The organism is Exiguobacterium sp. s56, from assembly GCF_018618255.1.
Classification (GTDB): domain Bacteria; phylum Bacillota; class Bacilli; order Exiguobacteriales; family Exiguobacteriaceae; genus Exiguobacterium; species Exiguobacterium chiriqhucha.
The window spans coordinates 62,295-78,006 of the sequence record NZ_JACSLR010000011.1 but is presented as its reverse complement, the minus strand read 5'-3'; the positions used below and the strand labels follow the sequence as shown (position 1 = coordinate 78,006).

At 52.4% G+C, this 15,712-nt stretch carries 18 protein-coding genes and 1 other annotated feature; of the genes, 10 read left to right on the top strand and 8 right to left on the bottom strand.

Annotated features, from left to right (window positions below; all coding sequences use genetic code 11):
• Positions 1 to 30 precede the first annotated feature (30 nt).
• Complete coding sequence (locus KNP71_RS11225; RefSeq protein WP_131471616.1) at positions 31 to 864, top strand: undecaprenyl-diphosphate phosphatase; 834 nt, start codon at positions 31 to 33, stop codon at positions 862 to 864.
• Between the two features lie 164 nt (positions 865 to 1,028).
• Here KNP71_RS11225 and bshB2 read toward each other — a convergent pair whose 3' ends face one another.
• The 3 genes from bshB2 to pdxK are packed head-to-tail and all read right to left on the bottom strand — an operon-like array spanning position 1,029 to position 2,928.
• Entirely contained in the window at positions 1,029 to 1,682 is a 654-nt protein-coding gene (bshB2, locus tag KNP71_RS11220; protein WP_029596268.1) for a bacillithiol biosynthesis deacetylase BshB2, read from the bottom strand.
• Positions 1,679 to 2,050 (bottom strand): YojF family protein, encoded by a 372-nt coding sequence (locus KNP71_RS11215; protein WP_029596267.1) that lies wholly within the window; start codon positions 2,048 to 2,050, stop codon positions 1,679 to 1,681. The genes bshB2 and KNP71_RS11215 overlap by 4 nt, the downstream gene beginning before the upstream one ends.
• A 53-nt stretch (positions 2,051 to 2,103) precedes the next feature.
• A complete protein-coding gene (pdxK, locus tag KNP71_RS11210) occupies positions 2,104 to 2,928 on the bottom strand; it encodes a pyridoxine/pyridoxal/pyridoxamine kinase (RefSeq protein ID WP_021068111.1) in 825 nt (274 codons plus the stop codon).
• Positions 2,929 to 3,116: 188 nt separating this feature from the next.
• Here pdxK and cbpA point away from each other — a divergent pair, with 188 nt between their 5' ends.
• A complete protein-coding gene (cbpA, locus tag KNP71_RS11205; protein ID WP_021068112.1) occupies positions 3,117 to 3,752 on the top strand; it encodes a cyclic di-AMP binding protein CbpA in 636 nt (211 codons plus the stop codon).
• Between the two features lie 34 nt (positions 3,753 to 3,786).
• Here cbpA and KNP71_RS11200 read toward each other — a convergent pair whose 3' ends face one another.
• The 3 genes from KNP71_RS11200 to KNP71_RS11190 form a co-directional block, all read right to left on the bottom strand.
• Positions 3,787 to 4,311: a GNAT family N-acetyltransferase gene (locus tag KNP71_RS11200; protein ID WP_214756388.1), complete on the bottom strand. Its 525-nt coding sequence runs from the start codon at positions 4,309 to 4,311 to the stop codon at positions 3,787 to 3,789.
• A 56-nt stretch (positions 4,312 to 4,367) separates the two neighbouring features.
• Positions 4,368 to 5,255: a diacylglycerol/lipid kinase family protein gene (locus KNP71_RS11195; RefSeq protein ID WP_214827701.1), complete on the bottom strand. Its 888-nt coding sequence runs from the start codon at positions 5,253 to 5,255 to the stop codon at positions 4,368 to 4,370.
• A 92-nt stretch (positions 5,256 to 5,347) separates the two neighbouring features.
• A complete protein-coding gene (locus KNP71_RS11190; RefSeq protein WP_021068115.1) occupies positions 5,348 to 5,722 on the bottom strand; it encodes a hypothetical protein in 375 nt (124 codons plus the stop codon).
• A gap of 159 nt (positions 5,723 to 5,881) precedes the next feature.
• Between KNP71_RS11190 and KNP71_RS11185 the strand changes: the two genes are divergently transcribed.
• The 4 genes from KNP71_RS11185 (at position 5,882) to KNP71_RS11170 (ending at position 9,766) form a co-directional block, all read left to right on the top strand.
• Entirely contained in the window at positions 5,882 to 6,313 is a 432-nt protein-coding gene (locus KNP71_RS11185) for a MarR family winged helix-turn-helix transcriptional regulator (protein ID WP_021068116.1), read from the top strand.
• Positions 6,314 to 6,437: 124 nt separating this feature from the next.
• The gene (locus tag KNP71_RS11180) at positions 6,438 to 7,073 is read left to right on the top strand and encodes an FMN-dependent NADH-azoreductase (protein WP_029596264.1); all 636 of its coding nucleotides are present in this window, start codon (positions 6,438 to 6,440) and stop codon (positions 7,071 to 7,073) included.
• Between the two features lie 81 nt (positions 7,074 to 7,154).
• On the top strand, positions 7,155 to 7,832 hold the full coding sequence (locus KNP71_RS11175) for a uracil-DNA glycosylase (protein WP_214827699.1): 678 nt from the start codon (positions 7,155 to 7,157) through the stop codon (positions 7,830 to 7,832).
• Between the two features lie 121 nt (positions 7,833 to 7,953).
• Positions 7,954 to 8,150: a binding site (T-box leader), on the top strand.
• Positions 8,151 to 8,203: 53 nt separating this feature from the next.
• Complete coding sequence (locus tag KNP71_RS11170; protein ID WP_214756383.1) at positions 8,204 to 9,766, top strand: aromatic amino acid hydroxylase; 1,563 nt, start codon at positions 8,204 to 8,206, stop codon at positions 9,764 to 9,766.
• A gap of 40 nt (positions 9,767 to 9,806) precedes the next feature.
• Here the strand turns inward: KNP71_RS11170 and KNP71_RS11165 are convergent, their stop codons facing one another.
• The gene (locus tag KNP71_RS11165) at positions 9,807 to 10,796 is read right to left on the bottom strand and encodes an alpha/beta hydrolase (protein WP_214830716.1); all 990 of its coding nucleotides are present in this window, start codon (positions 10,794 to 10,796) and stop codon (positions 9,807 to 9,809) included.
• 35 nt (positions 10,797 to 10,831) lie between these two features.
• Positions 10,832 to 11,653 (bottom strand): Cof-type HAD-IIB family hydrolase, encoded by an 822-nt coding sequence (locus tag KNP71_RS11160; RefSeq protein ID WP_021068121.1) that lies wholly within the window; start codon positions 11,651 to 11,653, stop codon positions 10,832 to 10,834.
• A gap of 125 nt (positions 11,654 to 11,778) precedes the next feature.
• Here KNP71_RS11160 and KNP71_RS11155 point away from each other — a divergent pair, with 125 nt between their 5' ends.
• The 4 genes from KNP71_RS11155 (at position 11,779) to KNP71_RS11140 (ending at position 15,698) form a co-directional block, all read left to right on the top strand.
• Positions 11,779 to 12,471: a response regulator transcription factor gene (locus tag KNP71_RS11155; protein ID WP_021068122.1), complete on the top strand. Its 693-nt coding sequence runs from the start codon at positions 11,779 to 11,781 to the stop codon at positions 12,469 to 12,471.
• On the top strand, positions 12,468 to 13,847 hold the full coding sequence (locus KNP71_RS11150; protein ID WP_131471610.1) for a sensor histidine kinase: 1,380 nt from the start codon (positions 12,468 to 12,470) through the stop codon (positions 13,845 to 13,847). Before KNP71_RS11155 ends, KNP71_RS11150 begins: the two co-directional genes overlap by 4 nt.
• Positions 13,848 to 13,911: 64 nt before the next feature.
• Positions 13,912 to 14,277: a DUF1499 domain-containing protein gene (locus KNP71_RS11145; protein WP_058765475.1), complete on the top strand. Its 366-nt coding sequence runs from the start codon at positions 13,912 to 13,914 to the stop codon at positions 14,275 to 14,277.
• Complete coding sequence (locus tag KNP71_RS11140) at positions 14,274 to 15,698, top strand: dihydrolipoyl dehydrogenase family protein (protein WP_058765477.1); 1,425 nt, start codon at positions 14,274 to 14,276, stop codon at positions 15,696 to 15,698. The genes KNP71_RS11145 and KNP71_RS11140 overlap by 4 nt, the downstream gene beginning before the upstream one ends.
• Positions 15,699 to 15,712 lie beyond the last annotated feature (14 nt).

Here is a 15,712-nt window from a genome sequence, read left to right as displayed (position 1 = left end):
AAGAAACAATACTGGAGTAGGAGATAAACAATGGAATGGTATGAATTATTTATTGGCTTTTTGTTAGGCGTCGTCGAAGGACTGACCGAGTTTGCTCCGGTATCGTCAACGGGACATATGATCCTCGTGGACGACCTGTGGCTCAACTCGAGTAGCTTCCTCGGTCAAGAGGTGGCGAACACATTTAAGATCGTAATTCAGCTCGGTTCGATTTTAGCGGTCATCGTCGTATTTCGAAATCGGTTTAAAGAGTTATTGAATCCGAAGGAGTTGCTCGCGATTCGTAGCAGCGGGCCGACAAAGAAACTGAACTTGCTACATATCTTCATCGGGCTGCTCCCGGCAGGCGTGCTTGGACTGTTGTTTGAAGACTACATCGATGAGAACTTGTTCTCCATCAAGACCGTCTTGATTGGGCTCGTCATCGGGGCATTCTTCATGATTGTAGCGGACTTGTCAGGCGTGAAGCGTCAAACGACGGCCACGCTCGATGAGATTTCGTATAAACAAGCGCTCGGTGTCGGCTTGATTCAATGTTTCTCGCTCTGGCCAGGTTTTTCACGATCAGGGTCGACCATCTCAGGGGGCGTCCTCTTAGGGATGAGTCACCGGGCCGCAGCGGACTTCACGTTCATTATGGCCGTACCGATCATGTTCGGTGCTAGTGCACTGTCGCTCTACAGCAAATGGGAGTACTTTACGATGGCGACCCTCCCGGTCTTCGTTGTCGGATTCATTAGCGCGTTCTTGTTTGCGCTCTTGTCGATTAAGTTCTTCTTGAAGTTGATCAACAAAGTGAAGTTGACGCCGTTCGCGATTTATCGCATCGTGTTGGCGGCTGTGATTTACTTCTTGTACTTCTAAGAAAAAAGCGCATGTCAGCACATGCGCTTTGAAACCAATGATCCATCAAGTTCGTATAACCAAGTAGAGGTGAGAACATGGAACATATCGTTGTCGTATTGGGAACGTTAATCGGCTTAGGAGCTGTCGGTACATTATTGTACGTGACACGCCTTGCCTATGAATCATGAGAACGGATAGTGATAGAAGCGCTCACGTTGGAGTAACTCCATGACGTGGGCGTTTTCTGCGTTGTCGATGGCGCGTAACAGGCCTTCCGTCTGTGAACGGTGGGCGAGCAACGCTTCACGCTTCGCCGCGCTCTCTTGACCGACTTCGATGACGACGTGCGGGTTTCCGAGTTCGGCGTCGGTGCGATGGTCGAACGCGACTCCTAAAAATTCAGGACGCTTCGAGGCATCGATGTCTTGCAACGCTCGGACGACCGCACGTGCCGTCGCCTCGTGATCGGGGTGGACGGCGTAACCCGGATAGAAGGAGATGACGCGTGTCGGCTGTACTTCCTCGATTAAGGCGCTGAAACGTGCCGCGAGTTCCGCTTCGTCTTCGAATTCGACGGTCTTGTCGCGAAGTCCCCACATGCGGAGGTCGTCGATGCCCATGACGGCACACGCTTCCTCGAGCTCATGTTTACGAATTTTCGGCAACTCTTCACGCGTCGTGAAAATCGGCGAGCCCATATTGCGGCCCATCTCACCGAGCGTCAGACAGACGTACGTGACCGGGAATCCGTGTTTATGGTGTTGGATAATCGTCCCGGCCGAGCTGAACGCTTCATCATCGGGATGCGGAAAAATAACGAGTAATGGTCCATTCATTGGCTTTCCACCTCCGAGGCTCCTTGTGGGAGCGGTTTGATGTCTAAGTGTAAGGCGCAGGCGAGGCGTCCGAGGCGGTCATGGCCGGCGAGCAGGAGCTGGTCTCCGTGCTGTTCGTAGTCGGTCAAACCTTCGACGTAAAGCCAACCATGATCGAGCTTCAAGCCGACCCGGTATGGTCCATCGCCCTTGATTTGGCCGATGCTATATTCGATGACGACGTTGCGGATAAACATACCGGCGTTATGAAAATCAGGGTCGTTATGCGTCGCATACGCCCCGTTCGTCGTCTCGACATGGACATAGAGCGGCATGGATACATGCGCGTCCAAATAAGTCTGGATGGTTGTAGGTTGAATTGATTTCACGCGGTTCCCTCCAATGGAAACGATGACCCGAGACATGCGTCCCGGGCCACCCGTTATGATTGTGTTGCTAGTTTTTTGCGGTAACCGGTATGGTTCGTTGGCCCAACATATTGGTTGAGGCGGAACGAGTGACGGACCGCTTCCGTGATGAACTCTTTTCCGATTTCGATGGCTTCATCGACCGAGTGACCGTTCGCGAGTGAAGCCGCGATCGCTGACGAGAACGTGCAGCCGCCGCCGTGTGTGAAGGCAGGGTCGATTTTTTCGCTCTCGAGGAGGCGATACTCGTTGCCGTCGTAAAGCACGTCAAATGCTGTGTCGAAGCCGAGCTTGCCACCGACTTTGACGATGACGATTTCAGCGCCGAGTTCATGGATCAAGCGAGCAGCCTCTTTGATTTCTTCCATCGTTGAAGGTGTCTTATCGAGGCCAGCGAGCATACGCGCCTCGAACAAGTTTGGTGTGATGATTTTAGCGACCGGTACGAGGTGCTTGCGCATCGCGACCGCGACGTCCGGGTTGAGAATCTCGTCGGCACCTTTACATGCCATGACTGGGTCGACGACCGCGTTTTGGATGCCGTACTCTTTAATTTTACGGGCAGCGAGTTCGATAATCTCTGGAGTCGGGAGCATCCCTGTCTTGACGGCATCGACACCAATCCCAGCGAGGACCGTATCAATCTGTTTCTCAATCAACGTCGTGTCGATTGGGAACACTTCGTGATGCCACGCATTATGCGGATCTTGAGCCACGATGACCGTGAGGGCGGTCATGCCGTAAACACCTAGCTCTTCCATCGTTTTCAAGTCAGCTTGGATGCCTGCACCGCCACTCGTGTCCGAGCCAGCGATTGTTAAAGCTTTTTTCATCGTCATAGTCGTTCAATCCCCTTTGTCTGTTTGGATAGTTTCACTATAACGACTTTTTGGCGTTACGACAAATCCCGAGGTCGCATCCAGACCGGAATAAGTTTTGAAAATTGATGGCAGGATTTCAATCGTATTTGGGGAATAGTAATGAATAGGGTGTAGACCACTTTCAATTTGGCTAGGAGGAAAACCGCATGTTAGTGCATAGCTTATGCATTCCGAAGAAAGATGTCGTCACAATCAGTGAAAAGGCGACATTGCGCGAAGCGCTCGACACGCTCGAAAAGACAGGCTACCGTTGTGTCCCTGTGCTCGATGAGACGGGAACGTTTTTCCGCGGTAATATTTATAAAATGCATATTTATCGCCACGGGATGAGTGGGGCGAGCCTAGACGATAACGTTATGGAACTCATCAAGAACACGCAAAAGTACGTTCACGAGTCAGACGGCTTTTTCAAAGTCTTCTTCTCAATCAAAGAACTTCCGTATATCGCGGTCTTGAAAGACGAGAGCAACGAATTTTACGGGATTTTGCCACACGGGAAGATGCTCGGCATGCTCGAAGAGGCATGGAGCCGTGACACGGGGAGCTATGTCGTCACGATTGCACTCAGTGAGCAGGCAGGGGCGCTCGAGAAAATCACGAAAGTCATCAGCAAATATTCATCAATCGCCAGCCTCATGACGCTTGACGCCAAGAGCAAGGTGTTGCGTCGCGTGTTAATCACGTTGCCGCCGGACTGTGACGAGAAGACAAAAGACAAGATTGTCGCCAAACTCGAACAAAAAGGGTTCCGCGTCGTCGAAGTCGAGAATTTAAATAACTGACGAAAGGCCTTCCTCGATGCGAGGAAGGCCTTATTCAATCCAATCGTTTTTCCATCCGGATATCCGGCCAAAATTGACCGTCCCAGTACGTGAACGCTTCGATACGGGCAATTTCGTGATAACCGAGCTTTTGATAGAGGCGATGCGCCGCTTCATTGAATCCGAACACACCGAGCTCGATGCGTGGCACACCTTGGGCACGAAGTCGATCTGCCAGTAACGTGAGGGCTGCGGTGCCGACGCCTTTCCCGCGACCTGTCTGTTCACCGATGACCAGACCAAGCCAAGCGCTGCCGCGTTCTTTGTCATACAAGTGCGGGGCGTCATAGATGAAGTTCACCTCGCCGATGAGCCGATCATCGTCGTAAATCAAGAAAATATCGTGCGTGTCCAGACGTTCCGTCAAGTCTGCGACCGTCATTTGGTGTTCCGCGACGAGTTCGGCTTCGGATCGGGCCGGACGAATCAAATGGACGATGGCGGGATCGTTATTCCAACGATTGAACGTCGCGACGATGGCGTCGGACGCTTCTCGCAATGGGACGAGCGAGATGGGCATCGAGTTCCCCTCCTTTCAGGCATTCTTCTTTGCCCTCGAACTGAAAAGTCCCCTTTTTACTGAATCGGCTTCAAGACGTTGAGGTGGCTCGGAAGCACTTCGAACGTGAGCGGGAGTTTACCGCCCGTATCTCCGTCGGCATTGACCGGAAGTGATTCTGGCGAGTCGACATGGACCCGTTTCGTCGTGAACGACGTGACGCTGTCCGTCTCTTTCAACTTGCCGGTGAAGAGGGCCGGTGCGAGTTGGATGGCGTCTTTAAAGCCGAGGTTCTCAAACAGATAGACGTGAAGTAACCCGTCGTTCAGTTCGGCGTCCGGTTCAAAGTTTTCAAACCCGCCGACCGAGTTCGTGAGGGCGATGACGACCAAATAGGCGTCTCCATCGAACGTGTGCTCTTCGGCTTGGACCGACAAGGCGTATGGACTATGCTCACGGAACGCTTTGATTCCTTCAATCAAGTAGGCGAACGGGCCCCATTTTGTTTTCTCCTCGACACTGACCTCGTCGACAGCCTCGGCGATGAGGCCGATCGCGATGACGTTCATGAAGTAGCCATTCTCGTATTTGCCGATATCCATCGGTGTCGGTTGCGCCGTCTTGAGTGCCTCGATGGCATTTGCGGGGTCGCTCGGGACGCCGAGCGCGCGTGCGAGATCGTTGACGGTACCGAGCGGGATGATGCCGAAATCAGGACGATGATCCGCTTCGGCGAGCCCCGTTACGGCCTCGTTCAGCGTCCCGTCGCCACCCATCGCGATGACAGCTTTATATTGTTTCGATGCCGCTTCTTTCGCAAAATGTGTGGCATCGTCTGCTTTCTCCGTGAACCGGACATCGACGTTGCCGTAACGCTCTCGCAAGACTTCCTCCGCGGCCGCGGCGTGTTCTTTCCCTAACTCTTTCCCGGACGACGGGTTGACGATTAACATGACTGTATCCATCAAAGCACATTCCCCTTTTCACATTCAGATATTGTCATCTATTCCCGTCCTGTGGCGAGACTAGTCATAAAAAAACAACACAGACGTGTTGTTTAATAATGGCGGAATGCCGACATATCGAGGTGGCTTGCATCTGATTCGTCGACGGCGAGTTCAATTTTCAAATGTTCATGGAACGGCGAGTCGAATGCACCCATGCAGGCGACCGGCTCATGGTCCGGGACGGGGGACTTACGTTTCGTTTTGACGAACAAATAGTCCTCACGCGACAACGTCAATAAGAAGCGTTCGACCGCATGGGGTTCGCGCGTGACGTTCGGCCATGGCAAGTGGTTGAATAGTAAAAAGACCGCGCCTTCTTTTTCGAGCGCATAGTCTGGGGCGATCCCTTCCCGGTTCAACAACTCGATGACCGTACTCAAATAGGCTTGTTTAATCGTCAATGATATCTCGTAATACTCACGCATACCGTCCACCCTTTCTAAAAATCGCAATAATTCCATTCTATACGTTTCAGACAGGGGCGACAACGAAGAAGTTTCTTGACGAAGCGTTTTTCCCACCGTATACTGCTCATGTCCTGCTATACTAAAGGTAAATGATGAACGAATTGAGGTGAAACCGACATGATTGAATCACTCGAATTGAAGGCATGGATCGTCTTGGCACGAGCGATGGACGCAATCAGTGACCGTGTGAAGGACGATTTACGACGCCACCAATTGAATTCAACAGAGTTCGGTGTTTTATCCGTCTTGTATAAACGAGGGGATACCCCGCTCCAGCAAATCGGAGACCAAATTTTGATTACGAGCGGAAGCGTCACGTACGTGATTGATAAGCTTGAAAAACGTGGCTTAATCGAGCGTGTGGCTTGTCCGTCTGACCGACGCGTTACATACGCCTCGTTGACAGAGGAAGGCAAGCGCTTGATGGACGTCGTCTATCCAGAGCACATCGAGATTTTTAAAGACATCTATGGTCCCCTTAGCGACCAAGAGACTGAACAGTTGATCGATTTATTGAAACGAGTCGGTTATAACGCGGCAGGCAAATAACGCCTGCCTGTTTTTTTTTGACTATTTATCTTGAAGTTAAACTAATTGACTACGAGATATACAGATGATATAGTTCTAACTGTTGTTACAAAAATAGAGATCACACTTATGGAGGAACCCATTTATGAAAAAGGTATTATACGTATCGGCTAACCCGAAACCAACAGAATTGTCATACAGCAAACAAGTCGCAGAAACGTTCATGACGACACTCACGAATGAGAATGCGTCACTCGAAGTCGAAGCAATCGAATTATACGATGTCGATGTTCAAGAAATCGACGGCGACGTCCTCAGCGCATGGGGCAAATTCGCTTCAGGCGAAGCCCTCACTGACGTCGAAGCGGCTAAAGTCGCGACGATGAACGGCATGCTTGAGAAATTCATGGAAGCTGACATGTACGTGTTCGCGACACCGATGTGGAACTTCTTCTTCCCAGCTCGCATGAAAATGTTCCTCGACAGCGTATTGACTGCTGGTAAAACGTTCCGTTATACAGAACAAGGCCCAGTCGGCCTTCTCGAGAACAAACAAGCGATCCACATCCAAGGTACGGGTGGAATCTACACAGGTACAGACCTCAACTTCGCAGACGCATACCTTCGTCAAGCACTCGCATTCGTAGGCGTGACAGAAGTGACGACACTTCCAGTTGAAGGCATGAACCAATACCCAGACAAAATCGAAGAAATCGTTGCTGACGCAAAAGCGAAAGCCGAAGCACTTGCGAAAGAAGTCGCAGGCGCGGTCACAGTATAATGATCAAGGGCGAGTCCAATCGGGCTCGCCTTTTTGTGTGCCATCGATTCGGGTATGATAAGACGGAAAGGGGAGAAACACATGGGAGAACAGTTATCAGATCGCCTGCTCGGGGATTGGAGCGACATCATCGCATCCGAGATGGCCGAGCCTTATTTTACTAACTTGAAAGCGTTCGTTGATGAGGCGTATGCGTCATCGACCGTATATCCGGCCCGAGAAGACATTTGGAATGCGTTCGTCTATACGAAGTTCAAGGACGTCAAATGCGTCATTCTCGGACAAGATCCATACCATGGGCCAAACCAAGCGCATGGACTGAGTTTCTCAGTCCAAGACGGTGTACGTTTCCCACCGTCGCTTCGAAATATCTTTCAAGAATTGCATGACGATATCGGCTGTCCCGTGCCGACCAGCGGGAATTTAGAAGCATGGGCCCGTCAAGGCGTGTTGCTGCTCAACACCGCGCTCACGGTCGAAGCAGGCAAAGCCGGTTCGCATCGGGGACAGGGATGGGAGCAGTTCACCGACTCCATCATCGAGCGACTTGGGCAGCGGGAAGATCCGCTCGTGTTCATCTTATGGGGGAACGACGCGAAGAAGAAACAGAAATTTATTGGCCCGCAACACGCCGTCTTGACCTCGGTCCACCCGAGTCCGCTCTCGTCGCATCGCGGCTTTTTCGGATCGAAGCCGTTCTCGCAAGTGAATGCGAAGTTGAGTGAGTGGGGTCAACCTGAAATCGATTGGTGTTTGTGACAGTCTGCAGATGCGGACTGTTTTTTGTTGACGGCGTCCAAATCGTCTGTTATCGTTACTAGCAACAAGATACTTTAGTGCTTAAAAGCGAATATGCATAGAAGCATAACTGTATAACAGTATAAAAGCGATGACCGAACCGAAGTAGAGACATCTTCCCTGGCCCAGAGAGCGTGTGGTGCTGTGAACACGCCCATAGGATGAATCGAATTACAGTTCGCGAGCTCTCACGTGTTGAGCGGTCCCCCGTTATCGGAGTAGAGTGACTAGACGTCCGTCTAGTAATCAGGGTGGTACCGCGGCATCGTCGTCCCTATCGAGTGAATCGATAGGGATTTTTTTACGTTCAGTCAACTAAAGGAGGAAACATCATGCTCACACAAATCATTCCACGCCATTTGGCCCCTCATATTTCGCCACAGTTCTACGACGAGTACACGCCGACCGATCATGCTGTCTGGCGCTTCGTCTTACGACTGAACTTGCACACGCTTGAAGGGAAGGCCCACCCGTTCTACATCGAAGGGTTGAAAAAGACGGGGATGGGACCGGAGCGTCTCCCGAACGTCGAACAGATGACCGAAGAGATGCGGTCGGCCGGTTGGTCGACGGTCGCAGTCGATGGTCTCATTCCAGGCGTCGCTTTCTTTGATTTCCAAGGCAACGGGATGTTGCCGGTCGCGACCGATATCCGAAAAGTCGAGAATATTTTGTACAGTCCGGCACCGGATATCATCCACGAGGCGGCCGGCCATGCACCAATGTTGATGGATCCTGAATTTTCACAGATTGTGAAGCGGTTCGGTCAGCTCGGGGCGAGGGCATTCATGAATCGAGAAGAACATGCCTCGTTCGCAGCACTTAAACGATTGACCGTCGTGAAGGAGAATGCGAACTCGACGGACGAGGAGATTGCAGCCGCGGAAGCGGCAGTTCATGCGGCCAAAGCCCAAGTGACCGGCTTCTCTGAAGCACAACAAGTCGCCCGCATCTTTTGGTGGACGGTCGAGTTTGGCCTCATCGGTGATGTAGACAATCCGCTCATCTACGGGGCAGGCCTGTTATCTTCGGTCGGAGAGAGCCGTCACTGTTTGACAGACGCCGTCACGAAGCATCCATTCAATTTGGAGCACGCCCTTGAGACGAAACAAGACGTGACGAATATGCAACGCGAGTTATTCGTCATTCCAGACTTTGAAGCGTTGAAGGACGCGCTAGACGAACTCGAGTCACGGATGGCGGTCAACCAAGGTGGGATCGCTTCGCTCGAGAAGGCGCTCGCGTCGGGCAGTCAATCGACCATCCGACTAGAAGACGGGACGGATCGCGTCGGTGTGATTCGTCACGTGACACGCTCTGGGGCACGTGCCCTCATCCAATGGGACGACTGTGTGAACGTCAATCACGGTCAATTGACGAACTTGCATAATCATGGCCTGCTCGTGCTCGATGGACCGCTTCAAGACGTGTTGGCGACAGCGGACATTCGGTTAGACGGTCAAGTCGTCAGCGAGACGACAGAGGCGTTGCATCTCGAAGACGTCGTCGTCACCATCGAAGGACGACAGATTAAACTGGAGACACTCGAAGTGAGACAAGATACGCTGCCGTCGATTTTCCCGGGTACCGAGATTGAAGAACTCGTCATCTTGGAGAAGCCGGTCCAGATTGAACGTGACGCCCGAGTATGGACGAACGATGACCCGATGTTCAATCAGGTCCGCAATATGCGGGAGCAAGGCGAGTCGATTGATGAGCTCGTGCCGACGATTCTTACCGATCATCCCGATGCTTGGTTGCTCCACATCGAATGTTTGGAGCTCGTCGAGTCTGATGCGCTTCGACAGGCGTTGACGGAACGGTTGCACGCGTTACGTGAGACGTCACCGTCGCGGCATGAGTTGATTGGCCGCGCGCTCGCATTGCTCAACTGACAAAAATAATCCCCGCCCAATGATGGGCGGGGATTATTTGTTAACGCGTCGTTTCACGCAAGAACGTGATTAAACGGCGATACGTTGCACTGGCTGCCGGCTTATCCATCTCAAAATGGTAGTCGTGGCCGAGTGTGTGCTCGTTTCGGTCATAAAAGACGCTCGTGACGTCCGCACGACCTGAGAGGATCGTCGCAAATTCTTTCGCTTGCGTTTCGAACGAACCGGTGTTGCCATCGGTGATAAACGTCGGAACGAACGTGGCCGGGATATTCACGAGCGGCGACGCTTCCGCGACGACCGGCAAGTCTTCCCAATTGTACGTTCCGAAGTAAGCCCAACCGATCCGTTTGAACAAGAAGCGGTTGACCGCCTTCGATGACTCGATGATGCTTCGTTTCAAGTCATAAGGACCTGACATGAGAATCGTGCCGAGGATCGCCGTTTTCGGAACGACTTGATTCACTTCGGCCGATGGTGCGTAGTCGTCGTTCAATTGAATACCGACGAACTGAGCGACGAGTTGGGCCCCGTTCGAGTCGCCCGCAAAAAAGACGCGGTCGAGGTCGAGACGGAAGCGGTCATTGTTTTCCGCGATATACGTGTATGCTTCTTCAAGCTGCTGGAGCGGGACGGGATACGTGACGTCAGGGGCAAGGGCGTAGTTGACGCTAACGACGTTATAGCCGTTGCTCGCGATTGACGTCGCATATTTGAAGACGTCGGCCTTGTCGCCACCGACGAACGAACCGCCGTGCACCCAAAAGATGGTCGGAACAATTTGTTTCTCGCCTTCATAGCGAATCAAGTCGAACGTCCCGTTCTCATAGGCTGAATGATAGTCGATATCTTTCCGGACCGATGTTTTTTGAACGACTTCATCAAACCCTTTGATGGCCACTTCGTTCCCGCCGGCAAATGAGGTCTTAACGAGACGTGAGGTCGGTTTCGGGGACAAAAATACGTAGGCGGCACCGGCGACAGCCGTACCGACCAGTCCAAGTCCTGCTCGTTTCAATCCTTTATTCATCGTAATTCCTCCTTGGTTCAATCCAGTTTGTTCACTTACCGATCGACGAGGACCGTTCCCATGAACGTCTCAATGACGTGGGCAATCCCGTCTTCGTTGTTTGATTTCGTGATGAAGTCGGCTTTGCCTTTGACCGTCGTGTTGGCGTTGCCCATGGCGACTCCGAGGCCGGCCCATTCAATCATCGTGAGGTCATTGTTCCCGTCGCCACAAGCGATGACGTGGGCTTGCTCAATTCCGACGTGTTCGGCGAGGAAGGCGAGGCTCGTCCCTTTCGTCACACCCGCTTCTGTGAACTCAAGGAAAAACGGTTTTGAACGCGCGACAGCAAGTTTTCCTTCAAGTTCGACTTGCAGTTTCGTTTCGATTGGAGCGAGCGTGTCGCCGTCACCGAGCATGAGACATTTGACGACAGGCGTCGTGACCGCTTCTTTGAAGTCGGCGACATGGATAACCGGCATCCCCGTCAATTCACCTTCGATATCAGTATACGGGTTCGGTTGATCGGTTACGATTTCGTTACCGATGTACGTATGAATCGCGATTTCTTCCCGGACACTGATATCATGGAGATGGGCGACCGTCTCCGGAAGCAACGTACTCGAGAAGATTTCTTCATTCGTCTCACAATTGATGATTGAGGCACCGTTGAATGAGAGAATATAGCTACCATATTTGGCAAGTTCGAGTTCACGGGCGGCATCCCACATCGCGTATGTCGGGCGACCGCTCGCGAGCACGACTTTATGTCCGCGTTCTTGTACATCTAGCAAGGCTGCTTTCGTCTTGGCGGAAATTGTATGGTCGCTCGTGAGGAGCGTATCGTCCATATCTAAAACAATCATCTTGTAACTCATAATGGTAAGGAGTCCTCCTTCAGAATCTAATGACTCCATCCTAATACGATTTGAGGTCAATTGACAACCTTGTCGCAAAAACGTAACTATAATGTAGAGTAGTGAACTTCAGAAGAGGTGGATATATGAATCGAATATTAGTAGCCGAAGATGAGCATGCGATTCGCAGCTTTATCATCGTTAATTTAAAACGAGCCGGATTTGACGTCTTTGAGGCGACGAACGGTCGCGAAGCGGTCACAGCGTTCGACCGTGAGCCGTTCGATGTCGTCTTGCTCGACGTGATGATGCCTGAGATGGATGGATTCGAGGCATGCGCCGCCATCCGCGACTTAGATGAGAACGTCGGCATCATCATGCTGACGGCACGCACGCTTGAAGAAGATAAGATTGAAGGGCTCGGCAGAGGGGCGGACGATTATATCGCCAAGCCGTTTAGCCCAGGTGAGCTTGTGGCACGGATTCAAGCACTCCTGCGCCGTGTCGAGAAAGTGAAGCGTAAAGAAAAGAAACGGTTGAAGTCCGGACCGTTCGCCATCGATTTGGCGGCGAAGCAAGTGACGAAGTATGGGCAGGCGATTGATTTGACCCCGACCGAATACGATTTGATTTGTCACCTCGTCCAAAACGAGGAAGTCGTCTTATCGCGTGACGCGCTGTTAGATGCCGTCTGGGGCATCAATTACTTCGGGGACAGAAAGACGGTCGACGTCAACATCCGTCGTCTACGTCAAAAGATTGAAGACGACCCGAGTCACCCGGCTTATATCGAGACGCTATGGGGGCATGGGTACAAGTGGCGGAGACATGACGGATGAAGCAACAGCTCGTCATTCGGATTATGCTCGTCATGACGCTCGTGCTCGTCTTTCTCGTGAGCGTCCTGTCGTACGGAACGTACCGCTATTACTATGAATATGAATCAGAGGCACTACTCAGCCATGCGACGACGAGCGCCTATCTGTATCCACAGGCGCAAGTCGGATTCGAGACACCGAGCGCGTTCTCGGTGCTCGTTCGGACGTTCGGCTATCCCGGTACCGATTTGACGATTGTCGACCGGACCGGTCAAATCATCAAAACGACGGGACAGCGGGCGCAACAGGCGGCCTTTTCGACCGAACAGTTGCAAGATCTCGCTCGAGGCGAGTCCGTCGTCCAAGACTACGATGCCGATGGGAATCACTATTTGTCGGTGACGAGTCCAATCATCACGGAAGAGACGAGTGAATTCGCCATCAGCTTCACGCGGCCGCTCGCCGACCTTGACACGTTGATTCGCGAGATTTGGATGGCTGTCGTCATGATTGGCGTCTTGATTTGGTTGGTCGCGCTCTATGCTGTCATTCGGATTGCAGACCGATTCGTGCGACCGATTCGAGACATCATTGAGACGGCCGATGAAATGGCGCAAGGTGATTTCGATGTTGAAGTCTATTCCAATGAAAAACATGAGCTCGGGGCACTGGCCCGGACGCTCACATATTTAGGTGCGAAAGTCCAGCAGCACCAATCGACGCGAAATGAATTTCTATCCAACGTGTCGCACGAGTTGCGGACGCCGCTCACTTCGATTAAAGGGTGGACGGAGACGATTCGAGGCGGGGACGAGAAAGTGTCGGACGAGACCGAGCTCGGTTTGAGCATCATCCATTCGGAGACGGAGCGGATGATCGGGCTCGTCGAGCAGCTGCTCGATTACACGAAGATTGAAGAGAGCCGGCTCGTCTTGTATCGGCAAGAACTTGATCTCGTGTCGTTGTTACGGAAAGTGACGATTCAATTGAAACAGTCACTCGAAGACAAACAGATTACGCTCATTGAGCGATATCCGCAAAAGTCGATCGGACTGTTCGATGAGAACCGGCTGAAGCAAGTATTTTTAAACTTGCTCGAGAACGCCATCCGCTTCTCGCCAGAAGGTGGGACGTTGACGGTAAGGTTCGTGCAATCGGAGCGAGTCGCGTTCATCTCAATTATTGACGAGGGACCTGGTATTTCACGGGAACACTTGCAGCGCATCACTGAAATGTTCTATCAGGCGCAAGTGACGAAAGGGAGCAGCGGGCTCGGCCTGGCGATTGCTAAGGAGTTAATCGAGGCCCACGAAGGAAAGCTCGTCATCGAAAGTGAGATCGGTCATGGGACGACGGTGACCGTTCTCTTGCCGCTCGACCCGAGCGAACTGCATTAAAAGGGTTAAACCTTCCGAATTCAGGATACATGTAATTGTATGTAGAATGAGGGAGGTTTTTTTCATGGCAACGAAATCATTGAAGCCATTGTCAGGTAGTCCGAACGCCGTCTCGACCGAAACGACAATCGAAGCGCTACGCATGGAGCCGCTCCCGTACGGGCGAGACCGCGCCGAGAGCATCGAGACAATCAAGATGGTGATGGGGCAACTGCCTCGGACCGAGCTCGTCAAGGAGACGGAGGACACGCTCCATTATGTCGTCACGACGAAACTGATGCGCTTTAAAGATGACGTCGAATTTCGATTCGACGATGAGACAAGACAAATTGAATTCCGCTCGGCATCACGACTCGGTCACTCTGACTTTGGAGTGAACCGGAAACGGATGCAAGACGTGAGTGAACGCTATCGGAGGTTGATGAGATGAAGGATTATCAATTGATTGTGATTGGTGGGGGTGCGGCCGGGATGACGGTCGCGGCCGGTGCCGCAAATTTAGGGGCGAAAGTCGCTTTGGTTGAGAAGAAAAAACACCTGGGTGGAGACTGTCTTCACGTTGGGTGTGTCCCGTCGAAAGCGCTGATCGCCGCCTCGAAAGAAGCGAGCAGCATGATGCAAGCTGCCCGAGTACTCGGAGCCGAGTTTGACGGCCGCGACCATTACCAGACGACGAAAGCACGCGTCGACCGTGCCCGTGCCATCATTCAAGATCATGATGGGACGGAACGTTTCGAAAAACTTGGGGTCGACGTGTATATCGGCGAGGCCTCGTTCCAAAGCCCATACGAACTCAAAGTCGGTGACGATTTACTGATTGGGAAGAAATTCGTCATCGCGACTGGCTCGCAACCGACCATACCGCCGATTGACGGCTTGGACGACGTGCCATACTTAACGAATGAGCAAGTGTTTGAAGAAGAGACGTTGCCGGAGAGCATCATCGTCATCGGGGCCGGGACGATCGGTCTCGAACTCGCCCAGTCGTTCGCTCGTCTCGGTAGCCAAGTGACCGTGCTCGAGGCACAGGATACGTTTTTACCGCGAGAAGACGAGTCGGTGAGCAAGTTGCTCCGTTCGCAGCTCGAGATGGCGATGCGCCTTAAAATCGGCATCAACATCAATCAAGTCTCGGAAGTCGAGGGACGCGTTCACGTCACCGGCGAAATCGATGGCGAAACGGTCACGTACGAGGCGGACAAGCTGCTCGTGGCGACAGGACGGAAACCGAGAATCGATGAGCTTCGACTCGACCGGGCTCACGTCCACGTCAAAGACGGATTCGTCGACGTCACGTCGACGTACCGCACGTCACAACCTCATATCTTTGCGATTGGCGATACGATTAAGACGTTACCGTTCACGCACGCAGCTGGCGAGGAAGGAAAAGCGGTCGTGGCCAACGCCTTGTTCGGACTTTGGAACAAGGTCGACTACACGAAGATGCCGTGGATCACGTTCACGGAACCGGAAGTGTTCCACGTCGGCATGACCGAAGCTGAGGCACGGGAGCGTCATGGTGACGATGTCGAGGTGTTTGAAGCGAAACTGTCCGAGGTCGACCGCTTCGTCGCCGACCGACAAGAGACAGGTTTCGTCAAAATTATCACGCGCAAGAACGGCAAAATCATCGGCGGTCACGCCATCGGTATGACGGCCGGGGATTGGATGCAAATCGTCGTCTATGCGATGCAACGAGGCGATAAAATCGGCAAGCTGTCCCGCATGATTTATCCGTACCCGTCGCGAAGCGAGGCCGTGAAAAAAGTGGCCGACCTTTACTGGCGGAAACGCTTGTTCAACAGCCCGCTCACGGATTTGTCACGCAAGTACTTCGAATGGACCCGATAACGAAAAATCCCACT

Bases quoted from the DNA above. Each gene is read 5' to 3' on its own strand.
- KNP71_RS11165 (WP_214830716.1), bottom strand. From the start codon at position 10,796: ATGAATAAAGGATTGAAACGAGCAGGACTTGGACTGGTCGGTACGGCT.
- KNP71_RS11180 (WP_029596264.1), top strand. From the start codon at position 6,438: ATGAAAAAGGTATTATACGTATCGGCTAACCCGAAACCAACAGAATTG.
- KNP71_RS11140 (WP_058765477.1), top strand. From the start codon at position 14,274: ATGAAGGATTATCAATTGATTGTGATTGGTGGGGGTGCGGCCGGGATG.
- KNP71_RS11200 (WP_214756388.1), bottom strand. From the start codon at position 4,311: ATGCCCATCTCGCTCGTCCCATTGCGAGAAGCGTCCGACGCCATCGTC.
- KNP71_RS11195 (WP_214827701.1), bottom strand. From the start codon at position 5,255: ATGGATACAGTCATGTTAATCGTCAACCCGTCGTCCGGGAAAGAGTTA.
- KNP71_RS11150 (WP_131471610.1), top strand. From the start codon at position 12,468: ATGAAGCAACAGCTCGTCATTCGGATTATGCTCGTCATGACGCTCGTG.
- cbpA (WP_021068112.1), top strand. From the start codon at position 3,117: ATGTTAGTGCATAGCTTATGCATTCCGAAGAAAGATGTCGTCACAATC.
- KNP71_RS11145 (WP_058765475.1), top strand. From the start codon at position 13,912: ATGGCAACGAAATCATTGAAGCCATTGTCAGGTAGTCCGAACGCCGTC.
- KNP71_RS11190 (WP_021068115.1), bottom strand. From the start codon at position 5,722: ATGCGTGAGTATTACGAGATATCATTGACGATTAAACAAGCCTATTTG.
- KNP71_RS11170 (WP_214756383.1), top strand. From the start codon at position 8,204: ATGCTCACACAAATCATTCCACGCCATTTGGCCCCTCATATTTCGCCA.
- KNP71_RS11225 (WP_131471616.1), top strand. From the start codon at position 31: ATGGAATGGTATGAATTATTTATTGGCTTTTTGTTAGGCGTCGTCGAA.
- pdxK (WP_021068111.1), bottom strand. From the start codon at position 2,928: ATGACGATGAAAAAAGCTTTAACAATCGCTGGCTCGGACACGAGTGGC.
- KNP71_RS11185 (WP_021068116.1), top strand. From the start codon at position 5,882: ATGATTGAATCACTCGAATTGAAGGCATGGATCGTCTTGGCACGAGCG.
- KNP71_RS11160 (WP_021068121.1), bottom strand. From the start codon at position 11,653: ATGAGTTACAAGATGATTGTTTTAGATATGGACGATACGCTCCTCACG.
- KNP71_RS11175 (WP_214827699.1), top strand. From the start codon at position 7,155: ATGGGAGAACAGTTATCAGATCGCCTGCTCGGGGATTGGAGCGACATC.
- bshB2 (WP_029596268.1), bottom strand. From the start codon at position 1,682: ATGAATGGACCATTACTCGTTATTTTTCCGCATCCCGATGATGAAGCG.
- KNP71_RS11155 (WP_021068122.1), top strand. From the start codon at position 11,779: ATGAATCGAATATTAGTAGCCGAAGATGAGCATGCGATTCGCAGCTTT.